General features: G+C 71.9%; 18 protein-coding genes. 5 read left to right on the top strand and 13 right to left on the bottom strand.

The window, feature by feature from the left end:
* Positions 1–43: 43 nt before the first annotated feature.
* Together ACZ45E_RS06030 and ACZ45E_RS06035 are read right to left on the bottom strand one after the other, a co-directional pair.
* On the bottom strand, positions 44–2,107 hold the full coding sequence (locus ACZ45E_RS06030; protein WP_468217068.1) for an IucA/IucC family protein: 2,064 nt from the start codon (positions 2,105–2,107) through the stop codon (positions 44–46).
* 164 nt (positions 2,108–2,271) lie between these two features.
* Positions 2,272–3,699 (bottom strand): diaminobutyrate--2-oxoglutarate transaminase family protein, encoded by a 1,428-nt coding sequence (locus tag ACZ45E_RS06035; RefSeq protein ID WP_468217070.1) that lies wholly within the window; start codon positions 3,697–3,699, stop codon positions 2,272–2,274.
* Between the two features lie 441 nt (positions 3,700–4,140).
* Between ACZ45E_RS06035 and ACZ45E_RS06040 the strand changes: the two genes are divergently transcribed.
* Both ACZ45E_RS06040 and ACZ45E_RS06045 read left to right on the top strand, forming a co-directional pair.
* Positions 4,141–5,364 carry a trypsin-like serine peptidase gene (locus ACZ45E_RS06040; RefSeq protein WP_468217072.1) on the top strand — a complete coding sequence of 408 codons (1,224 nt, stop codon included), beginning with the start codon at positions 4,141–4,143 and terminating at the stop codon, positions 5,362–5,364.
* A 214-nt stretch (positions 5,365–5,578) separates the two neighbouring features.
* Positions 5,579–6,784 carry a trypsin-like serine peptidase gene (locus tag ACZ45E_RS06045; RefSeq protein ID WP_468217073.1) on the top strand — a complete coding sequence of 402 codons (1,206 nt, stop codon included), beginning with the start codon at positions 5,579–5,581 and terminating at the stop codon, positions 6,782–6,784.
* A gap of 83 nt (positions 6,785–6,867) precedes the next feature.
* Here the strand turns inward: ACZ45E_RS06045 and hflX are convergent, their stop codons facing one another.
* From hflX to miaA, 6 genes are all read right to left on the bottom strand, one after another.
* Positions 6,868–8,373, bottom strand: a complete 1,506-nt coding sequence (gene hflX / locus ACZ45E_RS06050) for a GTPase HflX (protein ID WP_468217075.1) — start codon at positions 8,371–8,373, stop codon at positions 6,868–6,870.
* A 191-nt stretch (positions 8,374–8,564) separates the two neighbouring features.
* Positions 8,565–10,022, bottom strand: a complete 1,458-nt coding sequence (locus ACZ45E_RS06055) for a M1 family metallopeptidase (protein ID WP_468217077.1) — start codon at positions 10,020–10,022, stop codon at positions 8,565–8,567.
* Between the two features lie 98 nt (positions 10,023–10,120).
* Positions 10,121–12,253, bottom strand: a complete 2,133-nt coding sequence (locus ACZ45E_RS06060; RefSeq protein WP_468217081.1) for a RelA/SpoT family protein — start codon at positions 12,251–12,253, stop codon at positions 10,121–10,123.
* 140 nt (positions 12,254–12,393) lie between these two features.
* Entirely contained in the window at positions 12,394–13,263 is an 870-nt protein-coding gene (gene dapF, locus ACZ45E_RS06065; protein ID WP_468217082.1) for a diaminopimelate epimerase, read from the bottom strand.
* Positions 13,264–13,297: 34 nt separating this feature from the next.
* Complete coding sequence (locus ACZ45E_RS06070) at positions 13,298–13,765, bottom strand: hypothetical protein (protein WP_468217163.1); 468 nt, start codon at positions 13,763–13,765, stop codon at positions 13,298–13,300.
* A 107-nt stretch (positions 13,766–13,872) separates the two neighbouring features.
* Entirely contained in the window at positions 13,873–14,811 is a 939-nt protein-coding gene (gene miaA / locus ACZ45E_RS06075) for a tRNA (adenosine(37)-N6)-dimethylallyltransferase MiaA (RefSeq protein ID WP_468217085.1), read from the bottom strand.
* Positions 14,812–15,008: 197 nt separating this feature from the next.
* On the opposite strand from miaA, the gene ACZ45E_RS06080 reads away from it, so the two are divergent.
* On the top strand, positions 15,009–15,332 hold the full coding sequence (locus ACZ45E_RS06080) for a hypothetical protein (protein WP_468217086.1): 324 nt from the start codon (positions 15,009–15,011) through the stop codon (positions 15,330–15,332).
* A 22-nt stretch (positions 15,333–15,354) separates the two neighbouring features.
* On the top strand, positions 15,355–15,609 hold the full coding sequence (locus tag ACZ45E_RS06085) for an antitoxin (protein WP_468217088.1): 255 nt from the start codon (positions 15,355–15,357) through the stop codon (positions 15,607–15,609).
* A gap of 136 nt (positions 15,610–15,745) precedes the next feature.
* Here the strand turns inward: ACZ45E_RS06085 and ACZ45E_RS06090 are convergent, their stop codons facing one another.
* Genes ACZ45E_RS06090 through ACZ45E_RS06100 form a run of 3 tightly spaced genes read right to left on the bottom strand, consistent with a single transcriptional unit; the run spans position 15,746 to position 19,566 of the window.
* Positions 15,746–16,459 carry a class III extradiol dioxygenase subunit B-like domain-containing protein gene (locus ACZ45E_RS06090; RefSeq protein ID WP_468217090.1) on the bottom strand — a complete coding sequence of 238 codons (714 nt, stop codon included), beginning with the start codon at positions 16,457–16,459 and terminating at the stop codon, positions 15,746–15,748.
* A gap of 39 nt (positions 16,460–16,498) precedes the next feature.
* Entirely contained in the window at positions 16,499–18,031 is a 1,533-nt protein-coding gene (gene miaB / locus ACZ45E_RS06095; RefSeq protein WP_468217092.1) for a tRNA (N6-isopentenyl adenosine(37)-C2)-methylthiotransferase MiaB, read from the bottom strand.
* A gap of 59 nt (positions 18,032–18,090) precedes the next feature.
* Positions 18,091–19,566 carry a subtype B tannase gene (locus ACZ45E_RS06100; RefSeq protein ID WP_468217094.1) on the bottom strand — a complete coding sequence of 492 codons (1,476 nt, stop codon included), beginning with the start codon at positions 19,564–19,566 and terminating at the stop codon, positions 18,091–18,093.
* Between the two features lie 280 nt (positions 19,567–19,846).
* Between ACZ45E_RS06100 and ACZ45E_RS06105 the strand changes: the two genes are divergently transcribed.
* Positions 19,847–20,842: a TAXI family TRAP transporter solute-binding subunit gene (locus tag ACZ45E_RS06105; RefSeq protein WP_468217096.1), complete on the top strand. Its 996-nt coding sequence runs from the start codon at positions 19,847–19,849 to the stop codon at positions 20,840–20,842.
* Here the strand turns inward: ACZ45E_RS06105 and ACZ45E_RS06110 are convergent.
* Both ACZ45E_RS06110 and ACZ45E_RS06115 read right to left on the bottom strand, forming a co-directional pair.
* Entirely contained in the window at positions 20,821–22,263 is a 1,443-nt protein-coding gene (locus tag ACZ45E_RS06110) for a sensor histidine kinase (protein WP_468217098.1), read from the bottom strand. The genes ACZ45E_RS06105 and ACZ45E_RS06110 overlap by 22 nt on opposite strands.
* Before the next feature lie 21 nt (positions 22,264–22,284).
* On the bottom strand, positions 22,285–22,971 hold the full coding sequence (locus tag ACZ45E_RS06115) for a response regulator transcription factor (RefSeq protein WP_468217101.1): 687 nt from the start codon (positions 22,969–22,971) through the stop codon (positions 22,285–22,287).
* Positions 22,972–23,179: the final 208 nt, after the last annotated feature.

The following is a 23,179-nucleotide window of genomic DNA, read 5'->3' on the forward strand; positions in this document are numbered from 1 at the left end:
TCTCAGGAAGTGGTGCGGGGCGTGGTCCTCGGGTGGCCGGGTCTCAGCTGTGCAAGGGGTTGGCGATGGTGACGTAGACGGACTGGGTGTCGACGGGGCCGACGAGTTCGTCGAGGCCGTGCAGCCGGGTGAGGAGGTTCGCCTTGCAGCGCAGTGTGGGCGAGTCCAGGAGGCGGTTCGGCAGCGGGCTGCTCAGCCGGCCGGGGCCGCCGGCGGCCTCGCCGAGGAAGCGGCGGAACGCGGCGAGCAACAGGCGTTCGTCGGCGAGGCGCTGGGAGCCGAAGGCGCCGATGAGGCCGAAGACGTTGTTGATGGCGAGGTAGTAGGCGAACCGTTCGTCGGTGACCTCGTCGGAGACGAAGGTGTCGCTGAGTTCGCCGATGCCGGGCAGTCTCTCGTCGAGTTCGGCCCGGCGGGACTCGCGGAAGTAGTAGCCCTGGTTGTCGCGGTACCGGCCGCCGGTGGGCCAGCCGTCGGCGTCGAGCAGGAGGAGGGTGTTCTGCTGGTGTGCTTCGAGGGCGATGCCGGCTTCGCTGTCGAGCCACAGGACGGGGCGCACCACGTGGTGGAGGTAGCGCAGGAACCACTCGGTCGCCACGGCGCCGCGCGGTCGTCCGGTACGGGCCGCGAGGCGGGTGATGGTGTCGGCGAGCCGTGAGGTCACCGGGGTGCGGTCCAGGGGGCCGGCCGGGTCGTGCGGGGGCCGGGGCGAGACGAAGCCGGCGATGCAGGTGGCGTCGTCGCCGGGGCCGAAGGGGTTGTTGCGGATCATGACGTCGAGGCCGGGGACGGGTTCGCCGGCCGGGTCGTCGACCGCGAGCCAGGCCGGGTCGCGGACGATGTCGAAGCGGGGGTGGACGGCGTGCCACTGCTCGGCGAGGCCGCCGCGCAGCAGGCGGTGGACCTCGACGCCCCGGTGGAGTTCCTTACGGAGGTTCTCCCGGCGGGAGTTGGTGATCCGCAGGCCGAGCGAGAGTTTCAGCATCGCCGGTGCGCCGGGCCGGTACAGGGTGCGGACGGAGGAGGTGGGGAACCAGGGTTCGCCGTACGGGCCGAGGTCGCGCAGGACGCCCGCGTCCAGGAGGGCGGCGGTGCCCGGGCGGTGCTGGAGCTCTCGCAGTTGCCAGGGGTGCAGGGGCAGGGCCGCGTAGCCGTCGGGCACCGCGAGCCCCGGGCCCGCCAGCCGGGCGGTGAGGCGGGGGGCGGGGACGGTGCGGCCGCGTTCGGTCCAGGCCGAGTCGTGGGCGAGGACGTCGGGCGCGACGGCGATCCAGTGCAGGGGGAAGGAACCGCGGAGTTCCGGTGAGTACAGGCGGACTTCGGCCTCGGAGAGCCCCTCGCGGCTCTTCGGCGTCGGGTGCAGCGGGTGGCCGAGGAGGAGGGCCTGCTCACCGGCGAGGAACCGGTCGGGGCCGTCGCCCCGGTGGCGGCGCCGGTCGGCGATGAAATCGGCGGTGCGCCGCACGGAGTCGGCCACGCGCCCGACCAGGTCACCGCCGTCGCCGGACGGGGTGCCGGTGACGGGAGGGGACGGAGCGGCGGCGGGGGCAGACGGGGGCAGCGTGGCGGGGGCTTCGGAAGGTACGGCAGCGGTAGCGGTGGGCGCCGCGGCCGCACGGGGCAGCGCTGCCCCAGCGGAATCCGGCCCGCGCCGGGCGTCCCGCTTCTCGTCAGGTGGGGCGGATTCGCGGCTCAGGAACGCGGCCAGAGTCACCGCGTCGACGCAGGGCGCGCCCTGGGGGCCGTCCTCCAGGTACGGCAGGCCGAAGCGGTGCCAGCCCGTCGGGGACCAGTAGTGGACGGGGACGAGGAGGGTGGTGCCGCTCGCGGGGAGGGCCACGCGGAGGGCGCCGACGGGCGGTGGGGCGAGGTCGTTCTCACGCACCCAGCAGCGCAGCAGGTTCTCGACCGCCGCGAGCTGGGCGGCGGTCGCGGGGTCGGGGTGTTCCAGCAGGTCGACGGGGGCGGCGGGCAGTCGTTCGGCCTCCTGGACGCCGTCCTTCTGGCAGGGGACGGTGTCACGCTCCGGCCCGGGCGGGGTCTGCGTGTCGCAGGCTCCTCCGACTGGGGGCTGGGGACGGCCGTCGGATGCGGGAGTGGCGTTCACGAGTGCTTCCTTGCGTGGGGTGGGGCTCCGAGAGGCGATGGTCCGGCTGGTCCGGTCGCCCCGGCTGTCGCCGGGGCGGGGCGCGCCGCCGTGTGCTGGTACGGCCGGGGCGTTTCCGCGGGATCTCCGTGGGGGGAGCGGCGGAGACTTGTCGGCAGAGCGCCTTACGTGTGCGCGCGGGCCACGGCCGCGAGCGCGTCCGCGAGGCGGTCGACGACTGCCGCCGCCTGTTCGTCGGTGATGGTGAGCGGGGGCAGGAGGCGTACGACACTGGAGTGCCGGCCGCCGAGCTCGACGATCAGACCCCGGTCGAGGCAGGCGTCGCGGACGGCCGCGGCCAGGCCGGGGGCGGCGGGGAGCGGTGCGGCCGCGGGTCCGCCGAGGAGCGGGTCGGCCGAGAGGTCGACGCCGTCGACGGCGGCGCCGGCCGCGGGGGCGCCTTCCGGGTCGACGAGTTCGACCCCGATCATGAGGCCGCGGCCCCGTACGTCACCGATGCACGGGAACTCCTTGGCCAGGGAGTGGAGTTGGCCGATCATGCGGGCGCCGAGCAAACCGGCGCGTTCGGCGAGTCCGTTCTCGCGTACGTGGGCCAGCGTCGCCGCGCCGGCGGCCATCGCGAGCTGGTTGCCGCGGAACGTGCCCGCGTGGGCGCCAGGCCCCCAGACGTCGAGGTCGTCGCGGTAGACGATCACCGCGAGCGGGAGGCTGCCGCCGATCGCCTTGGACAGGACCATCACGTCCGGTACGACCCCGCTGTGATCCACGGCCCAGAACGCGCCGGTCCTGCCGACCCCGGTCTGCACCTCGTCGGCGATGAGCGGGATCGAGCGGGACTCGGTGATCGTCCGCATGCGGCGCAGCCAGGCGTCGGGGGCGGGGATGACACCGCCTTCGCCCTGCACCGGTTCGAGGATCATGCCGGCCGGGCGCGGCACCCCCGATTTGGTGTCGTCGAGGAGCGACTCGGTCCAGCGGGCTGCGAGTTCGGCTCCGCGGGGGCCGCCGATACCGAAGGGGCAGCGGTAGTCCTGCGGGTAGGGCAGGCGTGCGACGCGGACGTCCTGCGCGCCGCTCGACGCTTCGAGGGCCCCGGCGGTCATCCCGTGGTACGCGCCGGTGAAGGCGAACAGGCCCGGCCGGCCGGTGGCGGTGCGGACCAGTTTGAGCGCGGCCTCGACGGCGTCCGTCCCGGCCGGCCCGCAGAACTGGATGCGGGCGCGGTCGGCGAGGGCGCGTGGCAGCGTACGGAACAGCTCGGTGGTGAAGGCGTCCTTGACGGGGGTGGCCAGGTCGAGGACGTGCAACGGCGCACCCGAATCGAGCACTTTGCGGATGGCCTCCAGCACCACGGGGTGGTTGTGGCCGAGCGCCAGGGTGCCCGCGCCGGAGAGGCAGTCCAGGTAGCGACGGCCGTCGGCCCCCTCGATGGTGAGGCCGCGGGCCCGCACCGGCACGATCGGCAGGGCGCGCGCGTAGGTGCGCGCCGCCGACTCCCGCGCGGCCTGACGGCGCAGGATCCCTTCGTGCACGGCGCTCTCGTGTGCGGCTGTCCCGCGCGCCTCCTCGTCGGAGGGGGTGGGCGCCGTCACGGGCGCAGGGTCGTTCACGGCCACGGCTGCTGGTCCTCCCGCTGGAGATACGGTCGACTGGTCCCGTCGACTCACCGGTGGCGACTCACCGGTGGGCGGCGCGAGTTGGCGGACACAGCATCGAAGGACCGCCCTGGCGGCACACCAGGACGGTTCCAGGGCTGAGCGCCGACTGCGGGTCCCCCGTACGCCCTAACGACGAGGGGGCGGGAGGAACACGGGCCGCTCGAAGACTCGTGACGAGACCTGCGCCACACCCGTCGTCCGGCCGCGCGGCGGGCGGGGCGCCATGATCCCTCCGTGACGGAACCGTTGCGGTTCCGTCGGTCGTCCCCGACGGCACCGGCATAGTGTGGGGTGCCGTTCGGGGAGGGGTCGCACATCCGTCCACCGCACCTGTTCGGCAGTGCACTGATCTCGAAGCCCAGGGGGATTCACACCATGCGATCCATACGTCCGCTGTCCACCGTTCGCCGCGCCGGGAGCGCGCGCGGCAGAACATCCCCCGTGGCGGCGGCCGTCGCTCTCGGCGCGGTGCTCGCCCTCACCGCCACCGCGTGCGGTCCGAGCGAGGACGACGCGAGTGACAAGGCGTCGTCCTCCGCGGCGGCGGGCGGCGACTCGATCCGGATCCCGGACAACATCAAGGAGAAGCTCAGGGAACACGGGATCGATCCGGACAAGTGGAAGAACGGCGAGTGGAAGAACTGGGACAGGGACAAGTGGCTGCGTGAGGCACAGGACTTCGTCAACCCGATCATCGACGGTCTGTGGGACTCCGACCGGATGCGTGACGCCGACAAGAACCCCGGCGGCGAGGTCGACGAGAACGACCTCTCCGGCGACCAGGGCGTGACGGACCCGACGCCGCGGCCGGTGCAGGCGGCGGATGCCGGGGCTCCGTACCACGAGAGCGCGCCGTACGCGGGGAAGCTGTTCTTCGACGGCCCCGAGGGGTCGATGGTGTGCTCGGCGACCGTGGTCTCCGACCCGGCCCACCCCGGCAAGTCCGACATGATCTGGACGGCCGGCCACTGTGTGCACGCGGGCAAGAAGGGCGGCTGGTACCGCAATATCGCGTTCGTGCCCTCGTACAACAACGACGGCAAGAGTGCGGCGGAGTTGCAGGGGGCGCCGAAGAGCGAGGTCGCTCCGCTCGGCGTGTGGTGGGGCAACTGGGCGCAGACGTCCGACCAGTGGATCGAGCAGGGCGGTCCGACCGGCGGCATGGGCGCCCCGTACGACTTCGCCGTCATCCACGTGACGCCGGAGAAGGGCAGCACGGGCAAGTCGCTGGAGGAGACGGTCGGTTCGTCGCTCCCGGTGAACTTCAACGCCCCGGCGGTGCCGAAGATCTCCCAGCTGACGGCGAAGGGGTATCCGGCGGCGCCGCCGTTCGACGGCCAGAAGCTGTTCCAGTGCGCCGATGAGCCGGGGCGGCTCTCGCTGAACACGACGGACCCGACGATGTACCGGATCGGCTGCACGATGACCGGTGGTTCGTCCGGTGGTGGCTGGGTCGGGCAGGGCGCCGACGGCAAGCCGGCGCTGGTGTCGAACACCTCGATCGGCCCGGTCTCCGCGGGTTGGCTGGCCGGTCCGCGGCTGGGCAAGGAGGCCAAGACGATCTACGAGGCCGTGAGCAAGAAGTACGCCGGCCAGTAGCCCGTGACGGCGGCGGCGGTGAGGTGCGTAAACCTTCACCGTCCCGCCGCCGTTCATCCCCAGCCCCAGGGGCATAGTGGGGTGCTGTGTCGGAACGGGGTGCGCGCGACGCCCACCCCGTCGATGACACGCTCATGACAGATCTTGCGCGCCTACGACCGCGGCCAGTCGCCACGGCGTACCGCGCGCCGCGTTTCTCGGGGGTTATCGCGCCATGCGTTCCATACGTCCGTCCGCCGTCCGGGGCCGGGGGCGGCGCACCGTCCTCGCCGCGACCGGGCTCGCCGCCGCCCTGGCGCTCACCGCCACCGCTTGCGACGACGGCAAGGACAGCCAGGCCACAGCCGGGGAGAAGCCGGCCGCCGCCTCGTCACAGGGATCCGACAGCGGCGCCGGGCTGCCGGCCGACGTCGCCGACCGGCTGAAGAAGCACGGCATCGACCCCGACAAGTGGAAGAACGGGGCCTGGAAGAACTGGGACAAGGACGACTGGCTCCGCGAGTCCAAGGACTTCGTCAACCCGGTCATCGACGATCTGTGGAAGCCCGAGCGGATGAAGTCCGCAAAGGACCCGGAGAAGACGATCGCGGCGAAGGACGCCGTCGGCGACCAGGGAGTCTCCGACCCGGAGCCCGAACCCGTCCCGGCGCAGGCCGAGAAGGTGCCGTACCACGAGAACGCGGCACCGGTCGGCAAGGTCTTCTTCGACTCCCCCGAGGGTTCGATGGTCTGCTCCGGCACCGTCGTGAAGGACCCGCGCAACCCGGGCAGGTCGAACCTGGTGTGGACCGCGGGCCACTGTGTGCACGCGGGCTCGGCGGGCGGCTGGTACCGCAACATCGCGTTCGTGCCGTCCTACAACGACCAGGGCAGGTCGGCGGACGCGCTGCGCGACGCGACGCAGACGGAGACCGCCCCGTACGGCACCTACTGGGCCGACTGGGCCTCCACCTCGAACGAGTGGATAGACCAGGGCGCCGAGTCGGGCGGCGCGGGCGCGCCCTACGACTTCGCCGTGCTGCACGTGAAGCCGGAGCAGGGCACCAAGTCCCTGGAGGAGACGGTCGGCAACGCGCTGGACGTGGACTTCTCGGCGCCGTCCGTGCAGTCGGTCGGTTCGATGGGCGCGTGGGGCTACCCGGCCGCTCCGCCCTTCGACGGGCTGCTCATGAACAAGTGCCTCGACCGGCCCGGCCGGCTCTCGCTCAGCCCCGGACAGCCGACGATGTACCGCATCGGCTGCACGATGACGGGCGGTTCGTCGGGCGGCGGCTGGTTCCGCGTCCGTGACGGCAAGACCGTCCTGGTGTCGAACACGTCGATCGGCCCGGCCACCAACACCTGGCTCGCCGGACCGCAGTTGGGCCCCGAGGCCCAACAGGTCTTCGACACGATGAGCGAGAAGTACGGCAGCCGGTAAGACGTTCGCGGAGGACCGAGAGAGCCGTACGTGAAGGAGCCCCGCCCGGTGGACCCGGGCGGGGCTCCTTCACTTGGTGCGGGTCAGCTCGCCGCCGCGGGAACGTACGGCACGAACTCCGCCGCCAGTTCCTCGTGGACGCGGGCCTTCAGCAGCGTGCCCTCCGGGGTGTGCTCCTCGGAGATCACGTCGCCGTCGTTGTGCGCCCGCGCGATCAGCCGGCCCTGCGTGTACGGCACGAGGGCCTCGATCTCGACCTCGGGCCGCGGCAGTTCGACGTCGATGAGCGCGAGCAGCTCCTCGATGCCCATGCCCGTGCGGGCCGAGACGGCGATCGAGTGCTTCTCCTGGCGCATCAGACGCTGGAGCACCAGCGGGTCGGCCGCGTCCGCCTTGTTGATCACCACGATCTCGGGGACCTTGGTGGCCCCGACGTCACGGATCACTTCGCGTACGGAAGCGAGCTGCTCCTCGGGCGCCGGGTGCGAGCCGTCGACCACGTGCAGGATCAGGTCGGAGTCGCCGACCTCCTCCATCGTGGAGCGGAACGCCTCGACGAGGTGGTGCGGCAGGTGCCGGACAAAACCGACCGTGTCGGCCAGCGTGTAGAGCCGGCCGCTCGGGGTCTCGGCCCGGCGCACGGTCGGGTCGAGGGTGGCGAACAGCGCGTTCTCCACCAGGACGCCCGCGCCGGTGAGGCGGTTGAGCAGGGACGACTTGCCCGCGTTGGTGTAGCCGGCGATGGCGACCGAGGGCACCTTGTTGCGGCGGCGCTCCTGGCGCTTGATCTCGCGGCCCGTCTTCATCTCCGCGATCTCACGGCGCATCTTCGCCATCTTCTCGCGGATCCGTCGCCGGTCCGTCTCGATCTTCGTCTCACCGGGACCACGGGTGGCCATGCCACCGCCGGAGCCGGAGGAGCCACCGCCACCCATCTGACGGGAGAGCGACTGCCCCCAGCCGCGCAGTCGCGGCAGCATGTACTGCATCTGCGCGAGCGCGACCTGCGCCTTGCCCTCCCGGGACTTGGCGTGCTGGGCGAAGATGTCGAGGATCAGGGCGGTCCGGTCGACCACCTTCACCTTGACGACGTCTTCGAGGTGGATGAGCTGGCCGGGGCTCAGCTCACCGTCGCACACCACGGTGTCGGCGCCGGTCTCCAGGACGATGTCCCGCAGCTCCTGGGCCTTGCCGGAGCCGATGTACGTCGCGGCGTCGGGCTTGTCGCGGCGCTGGATGACGCCGTCGAGCACGAGGGCACCCGCCGTCTCGGCGAGGGCGGCCAGCTCCGCGAGGGAGTTCTCCGCGTCGTCGACCGTGCCCGACGTCCAGACGCCGACGAGGACCACACGCTCCAGGCGGAGCTGGCGGTACTCGACCTCGGTTACGTCCTCGAGCTCGGTGGAGAGGCCCGCCACGCGGCGCAGGGCCGCGCGCTCGGAGCGGTCGAACTGATCGCCGTCCCGCGCTGTGTCGATCTCATGGCTCCAGGCGACGTCCTCTTCCATCAGGGCATCGGCCCGAAGACCTTCGGTGTGGTTCTGCGCGAGATTCTGCGCTTCCTGGGAAGGGGAAGAGGAGGAGGTCATTGGATCCTTACGTCGCTGGAGTGGGTCGGTGTGACGGACGCCTCGTCCGTCATCTCTGACAACGCACGACCGGCCTCCGGGATTCCCGGCGGGCCGATCCGGCGCCGGAGTGAAGATGTTCGCACGGAACGGGCCGTCTCGTCATCAGGGTTATTTCCCGTGATCGCCGGGGTCAAGCCTGCCCCCTGGGCCTACTTCTGCACGGGTTCGGCCTTCCAGTCCGGGTGCCCCGGCATCGGCGGTGTCTTCTTCCCGTACAGCCACGCCTGGAAGAAGTCCGTCAGATCGTGCCCGGAGACCTGGGAGGCGAGGGAGACGAAGTCGGCGGTCGTGACGGAGGAGTCGCGGTGCGTGCTCACCCACAGGCGCTCCAGCAGCTCGAACGCTTCCTTGCCGATCTCCTGCCGCAGCGCGTACAGGACCAGGGCGCTGCCGTCGTAGACGACCGGCCGGAAGATGCTGATCTTCTCGCCCTGCTCGGGGCCCTTGGGCGCGGCGGGCGGGCCGCCGGCCGCGCGCCAGCCGTCGGAGGCGCGGTAGGCGTTGCGCATCCGCTTCTCCAGGGGCGCGTGCGCCTTCTCCTCGGTGTACAGGGCCTCGTACCAGGTGGCGTGGCCCTCGTTCAGCCACAGGTCGGACCAGGTGCGCGGGCTGACGCTGTCGCCGAACCACTGGTGCGCGAGTTCGTGGACCATGATCGACTCGACGTACCACTTCGGGTACTCGGGACGGGTGAAGACCTCGCGCTCGAAGAGGGAGAGCGTCTGCGTCTCGAGTTCGAAGCCGGTGTTCGCCTCGGCGATGAGCAGGCCGTAGTTCTCGAACGGGTAGCGGCCGACCTTGCTCTCCAGCCAGGCGATCTGGCCGGGCGTCCTGGCCAGCCAGGGGCGCAGGACCTTGGCGTCCTTGGCGGGGACGACATCGCGGACGGGCAGCTCGTGCGGCCCTTCCTGGTGCAGGACGGCCGACCGGCCGATGGAGACCTGGGCCAGTTCGGTGGCCATGGGGTGGGCGGTGCGGTAGACCCGGCTGGTGGTGGAGCCGGCGCGCTCCGTCGCGACGGGGAGCCCGTTGGCGACGGCCACGAGGTTCTTGGGGGTGGTCACCCGGAACGTGAAGTAGGCCTTGTCCGAGGGATGGTCGTTGCACGGGAAGACGCGGTGCGCGGCGTCCGCCTGGTTCGCCATGGCGAGCCCGTCCTTGGTGCGGAGCCAGCCGACGTCCACCTTGCCGGGTAGGGGGTTGCTGGTGTGGTGCACGGTGATGCGCAGCGGCTGACCCGGCACCACCGGGTGGTCCGGCGTCACGATCAGGTCCTCGTCGCCGGTCGCGAATCGCGCGGGGGCGCCGTTCACCTCCACCGACCGCACCGTTCCGTGCGAGAAGTCGAGGTTGACCTGGTCGAGCCGGTCGGTGGCCCGCGCGTCGATCTTGGTGACGGCGGAGAGCGGCTTGCTGTTGTCGCCGCGGTAGGTGAAGGAGATGTCGTACGACGCCACGTCGTACCCGGGGTTGCCGAGGTGCGGGAAGAGGCGGTCGCCGATGCCGAGCGGGGTGGCCGCCGGTGGCGCGGCCGCCGCGAGGAGGGCGACGGAGACACCTGCGGCGAGGAGCGCGGCGGTGCGGGGCGTTCGGGAGCTGAGCAGCATGAACTACGGCTATCAGCGCGGCGCCCCGCGACGGGGCCGGTACACGCCGCTCCCACCCGAACGAGGCTCCCTGCGGCCCACAGGGGGCGACGGCCGAGTCAGACCGCGGCCGTCGCGTGCTGGGCGCGCCCCACGTCGTACACCCCCGGCACGTTCCGCATGGCCCGCATGAGCCCCGGGAGGTGCGCCGCGTCCGGGAGTTGGAGCGTGTACGTGTGCCGGACGCCGCCCTGGGTGGGCGGTTCGACGGTCGCCGAGATGATGGCGACGCCCTCCAGCGCTATGGCTTCCGTGAGGTCGGCGAGGAGGTGCGGGCGGCTGAACGACTCGGCGACGAGGGTCACCCGGTACTCGGCGCTCTCCGAGTCGGCCCAGCGCACGCCGACCTCCGCGCGCCCGGCGCTCTTCATGCGCGTCACCCCGGGGCACGCGACGCGGTGCACGGTGACGGCGCCGCCGCGTACGGCGAAGGCGGTGATCTCGTCGGGCGGTACGGGCGTGCAGCAGCCGGCCAGGCGTACGGTCGCGCCCGGCTGCTGGTCGACCACGGCGTTGGCCGCGGCGGGCCGCGCGGAGGGGCCGCTGTAGGGCGCGCGGGGCGGCGCCTGGGGGGCGCTGGGGCCTTCCGGGTGGGCGGTCAGCCAACGCCGGATGGCGATGCGCGCGGCGGGCGTACGGGCGTGGTCGAGCCAGTCGCGGGACGGTTCGGAGGCGGCCGCGCCCTCCATCCGGTCCATCAGGAGCTGGACCGTGTCGCCGTCGACGAGGACCGTGCTGAGCGTCGCCAGGCGGCCGTTGACGCGCGCGCCGATGCAGGCGTGGGCGTCCTCGCCGTACTGGGCGTAGGCGGCGTCGACACAGCTGGCGCCCGCGGGCAGGCCGATGGTGCCGCCGTCCGGTCTGAAGACGGTGATCTCGCGGTCCTGTGCGAGGTCCTCGCGCAGCGTCGACCAGAACATGTCGGCGTCGGGTGCGGACTGCTGCCAGTCGAGGAGGCGGGAGAGCCAGCCGGGGCGCGTGGGGTCGGCGCGCTCGGCGCCTTCCTCGGCGGGGTCCTGGTGCTCCTCGCCGGAGGGCGTGTAGGGATTGCCGAGGGCGACGACGCCCGCCTCGGCCACCTTGTGCATCTGGTGGGTGCGGATGAGGACCTCGGCGACCTCGCCGTCACCGCGGGCGACGGCCGTGTGCAGCGATTGGTACAGGTTGAACTTCGGTACGGCGATGAAGTCCTTGAACTCCGAGACCACCGGGGTGAAACAGGTGTGCAGCTCGCCGAGGACGCCGTAACAGTCCGCGTCCTCCGCGACCAGGACGAGGAGCCGCCCGAAGTCGGAGCCGCGCAGCTCACCGCGCTTGCGGCGGACCCGGTGCACCGACACGAAGTGCCGTGGCCTGATGAGGACCTCGGCGCTCAGGCCCGCCTCGCGGAGCACGCCGCGCACCTCTTCGGCGATCGCGGCGAGCGGATCGTCCTCCCGGGCCGCGTTGGCCGCCATGAGCTGGTGGGTCAGCGTGTACTCGTCGGGGTGGAGGATCGCGAAGACGAGGTCCTCCAGTTCGGTCTTCAGGGCCTGGACGCCCAGGCGCTCGGCGAGCGGGATGAGGACGTCGCGGGTGACCTTGGCGATCCGCTCCTGCTTCTCCTGGCGCATGACGCCGAGGGTGCGCATGTTGTGCAGGCGGTCGGCGAGTTTGATCGACATGACGCGGACGTCGTTGCCGGTGGCGACGAGCATCTTGCGGAAGGTCTCGGGCTCGGCGGCGGCGCCGTAGTCGACCTTCTCCAGCTTGGTGACGCCGTCGACGAGGTAGGCGACCTCCTCGCCGAACTCCGTGCGCACCTGGTCGAGCGTGACATCCGTGTCCTCGACGGTGTCGTGGAGGAGGGAGGCGGTCAGCGTCGTGGTCTCCGCGCCCAGTTCGGCGAGGATCAGCGTCACCGCGAGCGGGTGCGTGATGTACGGCTCGCCGCTCTTGCGCATCTGGCCGCGGTGCGAGGACTCGGCCAGCACATAGGCACGGTGCAGCGGGTCGATCGCGGCGTCCGGGTGGTGGGCGCGGTGCGCCTCGACCACGTGTCCGATGGCGTCGGGGAACCGGCCCCGGGAGGCGGTGCCGAGGAGCGCGGCGCGGCCCAGCCGGCGCAGGTCGATCCGGGGCCGGCCACGCCTTCGGGTTGCTCCGGGCGTGATCGGCCCTGGGGTGGCGGGGTTGGTCGCCTCCGCACTCATGAGCACCTCCGGCTTGCTCGACCCGGCGGCGGGCTGGCGGGGGTACCCGTCCGGACCGGTGCTTGATGCTACCGAGCCCATCACGTGGTGCCGTCCAGCTCTCGCCCAGCGTGAAACGGATCACCCATTCGAGCGACAGTTCACGGGTTTACGGTTTCGATCTCCGCGAACCAGTCCGCGTCGATCACCCCCTCGGCCACGATCTCGGCGGGCCCGGTCATCTCGATCTCGCCGCCGGGCCGCTCGGTGATCGTCAGCCGGCCGCCGGGCAGATCGACCTCGTACGTCACCGGAGAGCCTGTCCGGTCCGGGTCGAGCCCGTCTCTGCGGGCGGCGGCGACGGCCACCGCGCAGGCGCCGGTGCCGCAGGAGCGGGTCTCGCCCGAGCCGCGCTCGTGCACGCGCATGGCGACGTGGCGGGGGCCGCGGTCGACGACGAACTCGACGTTCACCCCCTGCGGGTAGGCGTCGGCCGGGGCGAAGGCGGGCGGGTCGTAGAGGGTGCCCGCGTGCGCCAGGTCGTCCACGAAGGCGACGGCGTGCGGGTTGCCCATGTTCACGTTCGTCGCGGGCCAGGTGCGGTCGCCGACGGAGACGGTGACGTCGCCCGCGGGCCGGACGGCCCGGCCCATACCGACCGTGATCAGGCCTTCTTTGTCGATGTGGACGCGCTTGACGCCGCCGCGCGTGGCCACGGCGACATCACCCTCGCTCACGTGCCCGGCGCGCTGGAGGTAGTGGGCGAAGACCCGCACCCCGTTGCCGCACATCTCGGCGATCGAGCCGTCCCCGTTGCGGTAGTCCATGAACCACTCGGCCTCGGCCGCCATGTCCCGCGCGTCCGGGTGGGCGGCGGAGCGCACCACGTGCAGGACGCCGTCACCGCCGATACCGGCGCGACGGTCGCACAGCGCGGCCACCGCGGCCGCGGAGAGCTCGATGCCGTTCTCCGGGTCCGGGATGATCACGAAGTCGTTCTGCGTCCCATGGCCCTTGAGGAAGGTGGTCATTTCTCGATCGTACGAGATCGGTCCGACACCGCGGTCAGCGGAGTCGCGCCACCCGCCAGACGGCGAGGACCGCCACCGCCGCCACGACGACCACGTACGCGCCCACGACACGCCAGTCCGGCCAGCTGCCCGAACCGCGCGGCGGGAAGCCCGGCAGGGCGTAGCCCACGCGGCGGGCCGCCATCATGCCCCAGCCGGCCGCGCACGAGCTGATCAGCAGGCCCAGCATCGCGACGACCGCGCCGCCGTCGCCGAACTCGAAGAACAGCGGGAACGCGAACATCAGCGAGCCGATGGTGGCCAGGATCACGATGGGGGCGAGCTGCCAGATGCGGAGTCTGCGCTGCGGGCGCAGTTCGATCTCGACCTCCGCCGCCTCGTCCTGCGCGGTGAGCTCGTCGGCGGTCGGCCCGTCGGCGATCACGCCGTCCGGGATCGCCTCTGGTCCGTCGGGGCTCAACTGCTCCCCGCCCGGTGCGGTGTCACGAGGGCCGGCCTCCATCGCCACGCGCCCTCCCACTTCGGACTCCACTGGTCGATCGATGGTCGATGATGGCACGGCCGAAGAGGCCGGGAGGACGGCCTGAGCTTCCCGATGCCATCACGTGATCAGGCTGTGACCGGTCGTTCGAGCAACGCCATTGCCCGGTCGCGGAGTTCCCCGCGTTCGGCGACGGCCCCACTCAACCAATGCACCCGTGGATCGCGCCGGAACCACGAGTCCTGGCGGCGCGCGAAGCGTTTGGTGGCACGGACGGTCTCCGCGCGCGCCTCCTCCTCGGTGCACTCCCCCGCGAGGACGGCGAGAACCTGCTGGTAGCCGAGTGCGCGCGACGCCGTACGTCCCTCGCGCAGCCCTTGTGCCGCGAGGGCGCGCACCTCCTCGACGAGGCCCGCCTCCCACATACGGTCCACGCGCGTGGCGATGCGTTCGTCGAGTTCGGGGCGCGCGACGTCGACACCGATCTGGACGGTGTCGTAGACGGAGTCGTGGCCCGGGAGGTTGGCCGTGAACGGCTTGCCGGTGATCTCGATGACTTCGAGGGCGCGCACGATGCGCCGGCCGTTGCTCGGCAGGATCGCGACGGCGGCCTGCGGGTCGGCCGCGGCGAGACGGGCGTGCAGGGCGCCGGAGCCGCGCAGGGTCAGCTCCTCCTCCAGGCGGGCGCGGACCTCGGGGTCGGTGCCGGGGAACTCCATCTTGTCGACGGCGCCGCGTACATAGAGGCCGGAACCGCCGACGAGGACGGGCCAGCGGCCCTCGGCGAGGAGCCGGTCGATCGCGGCGCGGGCCAGCCTCTGGTACTCGGCGACGCTCGCGGTCTCCGTGACGTCCCAGATGTCCAGGAGGTGGTGCGGGACCCCGGCGCGCTCCTCGGGCGTCAGCTTGGCGGTGCCGATGTCCATCCCCCGGTAGAGCTGCATGGAGTCGGCGTTGACGACTTCGCCGCCGAGTTCTTCGGCGAGGAAGACACCGAGATCTGACTTTCCGGCCGCGGTCGGACCGACGACGGCGATGACCCGCGGGGCGGGAGCTGCGCTACTCACCGCCCTAGTCTCGCAAACCCGCGGGTCACTTCTCGAACGAGCTGCGTGACGCCACAGGTTCAGGGTCGTTGCCTGTTGCGAGGTTCCAGCCGCCGGTTTCGAGGACCGGGGACCCGGGCGACACAATGGGACGCACCGGGCAGGGCGGGATTTCGCCCACACGAGTACCATATGGAGTTGAAATGGGCGTTTTTGCCATGTTTCGCCGGAAGGCCAAGGACAGCGACGCGGCGTCGCCCGCCGAGGCGCAGGCCGCCACTCTGACCGCCGGGCCGGAGGCGGAGGACGCCGAGGGCTCCACGGGCGCTGAGAGCCCTGCGGACTCCGAGGGCACCACATCCCCGTCCGAGGCGTCCGAGGCCGCTGTCGAGGCCGTCACGGACGGGGAGAAGGCCGCGGAGGGCGAGGCCGGCGAGGCGGCCGGGGCCACCGCGACGGAGAACGTGGAGATCCCGAAGCAGCAGTCCGCGCAGCAGGCCGCCGACAACGAGGCGGCGGCCGGCGAGGGCGCCCGCACGTAGCGTCGCGAGGAAAGGCGGATCCATGGGCTTCCTGGACAATGTGAAAGCCAAGCTGAGCCCTGCCAAGGACAAGGTCTCCGGCCTCGCGCAGCAGCACGGGGAGAAGATCGACCAGGGTCTGGACAAGGCCGCCAAGGCGGTCGACGAGAAGACCAAGGGCAAGTACAGCGACAGGATCCGGTACGGCACGAGCAAGGCGAAGGACGCCCTGGACCGTCTCTCCGCACCGGACGGCAAGGACGGCGGCGCCCCGCCGTCGCCCCCCGCGGCGTCCTGACGGCGCACCGGCGCAGCTGACATGGCGGACGGCCGCGAAGCCCGAGGGCTTCGCGGCCGTCGCCGTGTCCGGTGACCGGTCACGCCGACGCGCTACATCGGGGTCGCCGTGTCCGGTGACCGCTCGCGCCGGCGCGCTACGTCCAGGTCGCCACGAAGTAGCCCACGCCGTAGGGCGCGTCCTCGTACAGGAGGCGGGCCGTGCCGTTGTCGCCGTGGTCCTCGCCCCAGGCGGCGGCGAGGAGCTGCCAGGGGGCGCGGCCGGAGATCTTCAGCTCGGCGGCGAGCCTCGCGTCGAGGCGGGCCAGGTAGCCGTCCTTGTCGAGGGTGCGCAGCGCCTCGGCGATGCCCGCGTCCACCGCCTCGGCGCGCTCGTCCAGGTAGCCCGGGGCCTTCACCGTGCGACAGGCGGTGCCGTCGCCCATGACCAGCAGCCCCACGCGGTCCGCCCAGGACCCCAGAGCTGTGCCGCCCTCGCCGCCCGCCGGCCGGGGCCGGTCACCCGTCACCGCGTAGCCGCGCACGGGCCCTTGCCAGTCCGCGCGGGCGAGCAGCCAGGCGCCCACGGCGAGCGACGGCGGCAGCTCCTCCTCCACCGTGTCGGAGGGGGCGCCGAGGGCCACCTCGACGTCGATGCCGAACGGGCGGAAGGAGCCGCGGGTCCCCGGCTCGTACGTCCTGTCCCGCGCGCCCTGACCGATGATCACGATGAGCTCGGGACCGGCCGCGAGCACCGCGCGGACCGCCTCGTCGCACGCCTCGCGCGCGGCGTCCAGCTCGGGCGCGGCACCGGCCGCGACCTCCGGCACGAGCAGGGGCGGGCAGGGGCATACGGCGGCGGCGACAAGCATGATCGGCAGCTTACTGGTCGGGGCTCACGGAGCATCGGGTCAGTTGACGGCGCAGCCCCCGGTGGCGGCCGGCAGCGGCTCCGGGACGCCCACCTTGGGCAGGCCGAGCAGGACGCCTTGCTTCGTGTCCTGCTGTTCCTTGGTGCGCCTTTCCCAGGCGTCGCCCGCGCGCGTGGGGCGTACGTTCAGGACCGGTCCCTCGGCGAGCAGGTGGTGCGGGGCCGCGTAGGTGATCTCGACCGTGACGACGTCGCCGGGGCGGACCTCTCCGTCCGGCTTGGTGAAGTGGACCAGGCGGTTGTCGGGGGCGCGGCCGGAGAGGCGGTGCGTGGCGCCGTCCTTGCGGCCCTCGCCCTCGGCGACCATGAGCTCCAGGGTGCGGCCGACCTGCTTCTTGTTCTCCTCCCAGGAGATCTCCTCCTGAAGGGCGACGAGGCGCTCGTAGCGCGACTGGACGACCTCCTTGGGGACCTGCCCCTCCATGGTCGCGGCCGGGGTCCCGGGACGCTTGGAGTACTGGAAGGTGAAGGCGTTGGCGAAGCGGGCCTCGCGCACGGCGTGCATCGTCTGCTCGAAGTCCTCCTCGGTCTCGCCGGGGAAGCCCACGATGATGTCGGTCGAGATCGCCGCGTGCGGCATGGCGGCGCGGACCTTCTCGATGATGCCGAGGAAGCGCTCCTGGCGGTACGAGCGGCGCATCGCCTTGAGGACCGTGTCCGAGCCGGACTGCATCGGCATGTGGAGCTGCGGCATCACGTTCGGCGTCTCGGCCATGGCGGCGATCACGTCGTCGGTGAAGTCGCGCGGGTGCGGGGAGGTGAAGCGCACCCGCTCCAGGCCCTCGATCCGCCCGCAGGCGCGCAGCAGCTTGCTGAACGCCTCGCGGTCGCCGATGTCGCTGCCGTACGCGTTCACGTTCTGGCCGAGCAGGGTGATCTCGGAGACGCCCTCGGCGACCAGGGCCTCGACCTCCGCCAGGATGTCGCCGGTCCTGCGGTCCTTCTCCTTGCCGCGCAGGGCGGGGACGATACAGAAGGTGCAGGTGTTGTTGCAGCCGACCGAGATGGAGACCCAGGCCGCGTAGGCGCTCTCGCGGCGGGTCGGCAGGGTCGACGGGAAGGCTTCGAGGGACTCGGCGATCTCGACCTGTGCCTCTTCCTGGACGCGGGCGCGCTCCAGGAGGACGGGCAGCTTGCCGATGTTGTGCGTGCCGAAGACGACGTCCACCCAAGGCGCCTTCTTCACGATGGTGTCGCGGTCCTTCTGAGCGAGGCAGCCACCCACGGCGATCTGCATCCCCGGGCGCTGCGTCTTGCGCGGGGCGAGCCGGCCGAGGTTGCCGTAGAGCTTGTTGTCCGCGTTCTCGCGCACCGCGCACGTGTTGAACACCACGACGTCGGCGTCGCCGTCGGAGCCCTGGGGGGCACGGACGTACCCCGCGCCTTCGAGGAGGCCCGAAAGGCGCTCGGAGTCGTGGACGTTCATCTGGCACCCGTAGGTGAATACTTCGTACGTCTTGGGAGGATTGGGTGAACGATCGTCCACGGACGGACGCGGGTGGCTGCTGCTCATGACAACAAGGGTATGGGGTACACGGAACCGCTCCGTGCCGCCCCGGTCCCTCCTGCCCGCTACTTCCTGCGGTCCGCGACGGCGGCGATCCAGCGGATGAAGTCGCCGGGGTCCAGGTCGGCTCCGTGGCCCGCGTCCCAGTAGAAGGACGTGTTCACGTCGTCGCCGAGTGCGGTGAGGCCGGCGGAGAGCTTGCCCGCGACCGTGTGCGAGGTGTCGGTGTCGTTGGTGCCGAGCCGGATCCACCAGTGCCGGGAGCGGTGGCTGTCGGCCTGGCCCGCGAGGTGGTGCATGGGGTTCATCAGGCCGAGCTTGGCGGGGAGGTCGGGGTCGAGGCGGGCGCTGCCGCCGTTCTCGTGGCGGAGGCTGTAGAGGGTGAAGTGGCGGGCCCTGGTCGTTCCGGTGCCGAAGAGGTTGGTCTCGGGGCTGGTCATCGCGAAGTCGTCGAAGGCGGGGACGTTCTTCTTCCGTGGGCCGACGTGGGCGAGGAAGTCGCTCCAGGTGAAGGTGGCCCGGCCGCGGGACCAGGTGATGAACGGGTTGGCGGCCAGGTAGGCCGTGCGGTCCGCGTCGGACAGGGCGGCGAGGTACCGCGTGGCCGACGGCTCCATGAAGGTCTTCAGGAGGTACGTGTCCATGGTGCGGGCGGTCAGCAGGCCGAAACCCTTCGCCTTCAGGTGGAGCGAAGCCAGATGGTCGCCATATGCGGTGGCGAGCTCCTTGGAGGTGGTGCGGTCCACCAGGGAGCCGTCCCGCAGCGGGCTGTTCCCCCAGCACCACTCGTACGCCATGTCGGCGTGTTCGAGGTCCGTGATGGGGCACCAGGCGCCGGTCGCGAAGATCGCGTCGGAGGCGGGGGCCGCGCCGATCTCCTCCAGGTAGGGGCGGTAGAGCGGGCTGTCGCCCGAGGCGCCGAGCAGGGCCGAGAGGGCGCCGCCCGCGCTGACGCCGGAGGAGACGATGCGGTCCACGTCGCCCGGGACGCGCCCCTTGTTGAACCTCAGGTAGCGGACGGCCGCTTTCAGGTCGACGATCGCGGCGGGCGCGGTGCCGTAGTACGTACCACTGGAGTCGACGAGGGTACGGCCGCGGGCACCGGGTTCCACGACCACGTACCCGGCGGCGAGGGCGAGGCCCTGGCGGCTGGTGCCGCCGCCCATCCCGGTCGTGCCGATCCCGGTGGCGCCCGCCACCGAGGAGGGCATGTACCCGCCTATCTGGTTGGCGAGCAGGACGGGGGCGCGGCGGGCGTCGACGGCCTTGCCGTCGATCCGTACGGGGACGCTGACGTTCAGGGACTGGTACGCGGCGTCCACCGGTTTCGCCACGTAGGAGGCGACCTTGGTGAAGCGGTAGACGACCTCGTGGGCGGAGCCCCCGGTGTCCTTGATGGTGGTCGTCAGCTCCGTGTACGCGTCGGGGTCGAAGGTCAGGGAGGGGGACGTGGCGGCTCGCGCCACCGTGGCGGACGCGAGCCCGGCCGCCGGCACCGCGGCGGCCGCGGCGAGTCCCATGACCACTGTCCTGCGCTTCACGTTCGTCTCCTGTCATCGCGGCTCTACGGACAACTGCCGTGTCCCCGCGCCGGAACGGGGCGCGGGGACACGGATCAGTGCGTGCAGCGCCGCCAGAATATGGATCGCCCACAAAATTGTCAGCAATTTCTCCCACACTTGGCATCTTTCACAGGGTCGCGGGCTGTCGGCGCCCCGACCAGCACGCTGGTGAGCAGTTCCGGCCGCCCGTCGCCCGAGGGGCGCGGGGAACCCCGCCGGGCCTGGTCAGCACCCGGTCCGAGCTGGCAGGATCGCGCGCATGCCCCCGCCGCTCACCCGTATCGCCCGCCGCCGCGCCCTCACCGGCGCCGCGGCCGGGCTCGTCGTCTTCGGACTGCTGCTGTGGTGGCTGCTCCCCCTGGGCGACCCGGAGCAGAGCGGGCGGGTCACGATCAGCACGGGCGCCCGCACCGGCGTCTACGAGCGGTACGGCAACCTGCTCAAGACGGCCCTGTCCCGCGACATCCCCCGCCTCGACGTGACCCTCACCAGCAGTGAGGGCTCGTGGGACAACGTGGAGCGGGTGGCCACCGGCAAGGCCGACTTCACCATCGCCGCGGCCGACGCGGTCGCCAAGTACCAGTACGAGGACCGGCCGGGCGCGTCCCGGCTGCGCGGCTGCGCCCGCCTCTACGACGACTACATGCAGCTCGTCGTCGCACGCTCGTCGTCCGTGAAGAAGGTCGCCGACCTGCGCGGCAAGCGGGTCGCCGTGGGCGGGGACCGGTCGGGGGTGCGGCTCATCGCCGACAAGGTGCTGCGCGCGGCGGGCCTGGACATCAACCGGGACGTCACTCCGGTGGGCATCGGCATAGACGCCATGCCCAAGGCGCTCAAGGCGGGCAAGATCGACGCGTTCTTCTGGTCGGGCGGCCTGCCGACCAACCACGTCCGCACGCTGTCGAGGGAGTTCCCGGTCCGGCTGGTCGCTCTTGGCGGCCTCGTCGACAAACTCCACAGCCAGGGCGAGTCGTCCCGCTACTACCGGGCCGCCGTGATGCCCGCCGACGCCTACCCCGCCGCCCAGCAGGGCAAGGTCGTCAGCACGCTGGCCGTGGCGAACCTCCTGGTGACCACCGACCGCACCGATCCGAAGCTGACCGAGGCGATGACGCGTACGGTCATCGACAGCCGCGACCACATCGGCACCGAGGTGCACGCGGCGCAGCTCGTCGACCTCAGAACGGCCGTCTACACGGACCCGCTCTCCCTGCACGAGGGCGCGCGCCGCTACTACCGCTCCGTCAAGCCCTGACCGGCGTCGCGCGAGCGCGGCACCGGCGCGGTCCTCGGCACGCGCACCGTCACCTTCAGCCCGTGCGGCTCGTGCGGCGCGTACGCGATCGAGCCACCGCCCGCGGTCAGCAGGGCCCGGGAGATGGAGAGGCCGAGGCCGGAGCCCTTGATGTTCTGGTGCCGGTTGCTGCGCCAGAAACGGTCGCCGATCCGGGCGAGCTCCTCCTCGCGCAGGCCGGGGCCGCAGTCGGCGACCACGACGGCGGTGGTCTCCCCGTTCGCCGCGACCGTGACCGTGACCTGCTCGCCGCCCGGCGTGAACTTCAGGGCGTTGTCGACCACCGCGTCCAGGGCGCTGGACAGGGCGACCGGGTCGGCCCAGCCGGTCGCCGCGGGGCAGTCGGCGACCAGCCGAACCCCCTTCTCGTCGGCCGTCAGGCGCCACGCCTCGACCCGCTCGGCTGCCAGCTCGCCGATGTCGGTCAGCCGCAGGTCCGCGGCGGCGTGCTCGGCCAGCGCCAGGTCGAGCAGGTCGTCGAGGACCCGGGCCAGGCGCTTGCCCTCGGCCCGTACGGACGCGATCTCCTCATTGCCCTCCGGCAGTTCGTACGACAGGACCTCGATGCGCAGCAGCAGGGCGGCGAGCGGGTTGCGCAGTTGGTGCGAGGCGTCGGCGACGAAGGCGCGCTGCTGCTCCAGCACGTCCTCGACGTTGTCCGCCATCTCGTTGAACGACCGGGCCAGGCGCTGAAGTTCTGGGGGGCCGCCGGCGGCCGCGACCCGCGACTTGAGCCGCCCCGTCGCGATGTCGTGGGTGGTGGCGTCCAGCACCCGTACCGGACGCAGCACCCAGCCGGTCAGGCGCAGCGCGGCCCCCACCGCGAGCAGCATCGCGGCGACCTCGCCCGCCACGACGAGGAGCCAGCCGCGCAGCGTCGCGGCCCGCATCGCCCCGGTGGGCGAGTCGGTGACGACGACCGCGACGACGTCGCCGTCCCGGATCACCGGCGAGGCGACCACGACGCGGCCCCGCTGCCACGGCCACACCTGCGGCGGATCGTGGCTGCCGCGTGAGTACAGCGCCTCGTCGAACGCGGCCCGCACGGCACCGAAGCGGGGCACCATGAAGTCACTGGGCGCCCGCCCCATCGGCGCCCGGTCGCGGTAGAAGACGCCGGCCCGGATGCCGTACACGTCGTGGTAGCGGTCGAGCTCCTTCTGCAGCGTCTGCCGCCGCTCGTCGGCCACGTTCTCGCCGCCCTCGTCCGGCCGGGTCGCGACGAACTGGGCGAGCGAGGCGAACCGCGCCGTGTCGTCGATCCGGTCGACGACGACCTTCTGCTGCTGGGCGGAGGCCACGCTCACCGCGAGCGGGAAACCCAGGGCGAGCAGCACGCCCGCCATGAGGACGATGAGCAGCGGAAGCAGTCGGGCGCGCACCCGGGGACTCTACGGCTTCCGCTACGCGGCCGGCGCGACGAGCCGGTACCCGACGCCGCGCACGGTCTCGATGAGCGCGGGCATCCGCAGCTTGGAGCGCAGGGAGGCGACGTGCACCTCCAGGGTGCGCCCCGTCCCCTCCCAACTCGTGCGCCACACCTCGCTGATGATCTGCTCCCGCCGGAAGACGACGCCCGGCCGCTGCGCGAGCAGGGCCAGCAGGTCGAACTCCTTGCGGGTGAGCTGCACGACGGCGCCGTCCACCGTGACCTGCCGCGTGGGCAGTTCGATCCGTACGCCACCGAGGCGCAGCCCGCTCTCACCCGCGGGCGCGCTCTCCCCGCCCGCGTTGCGACGGCTCACGGCGTGGATGCGGGCCAGCAGCTCGCCGGTGTCGTACGGCTTCACCACATAGTCGTCCGCGCCGAGGTTGAGCCCGTGGATGCGCGAGCGGACGTCCGCGCGCGCGGTGACCATGATGACGGGGGTCGACGTGCGCTTGCGGATCTTGCCGCAGACCTCGTAGCCGTCCTGGTCGGGCAGGCCCAGATCGAGCAGGACGACCCCGAAGGCGTCGGGTTCGGGGACCAGCGCCTGCAACGCCTCCTCGCCGCTGCGGGCATGCAGCACCGAGAAGCCGTGCCTGGCCAGTACGGCGGACAGGGCCCCCGCCACATGGTCGTCGTCCTCGACGAGCAGCAGTCTCATTCCGGCCCCCTCACACGTTCCGGCCTCTTCGGGTTCACTGAGGCATCCACGCCGATACACAAGGACGCCGTCAAGAGCCTTCCGGTTACGTCCGTGTTCCGTTATGCACCCGGTACGCGGGGCGCCCGTCCCCTTCACGCATGGTGTCCGGTTGCGGCCGGATCGTTATGCTCAATTTCCCCTCAGATGTAATGACGCTGGTCGCATG

Source organism: Streptomyces sp. NPDC030991 (genome assembly GCF_055571235.1).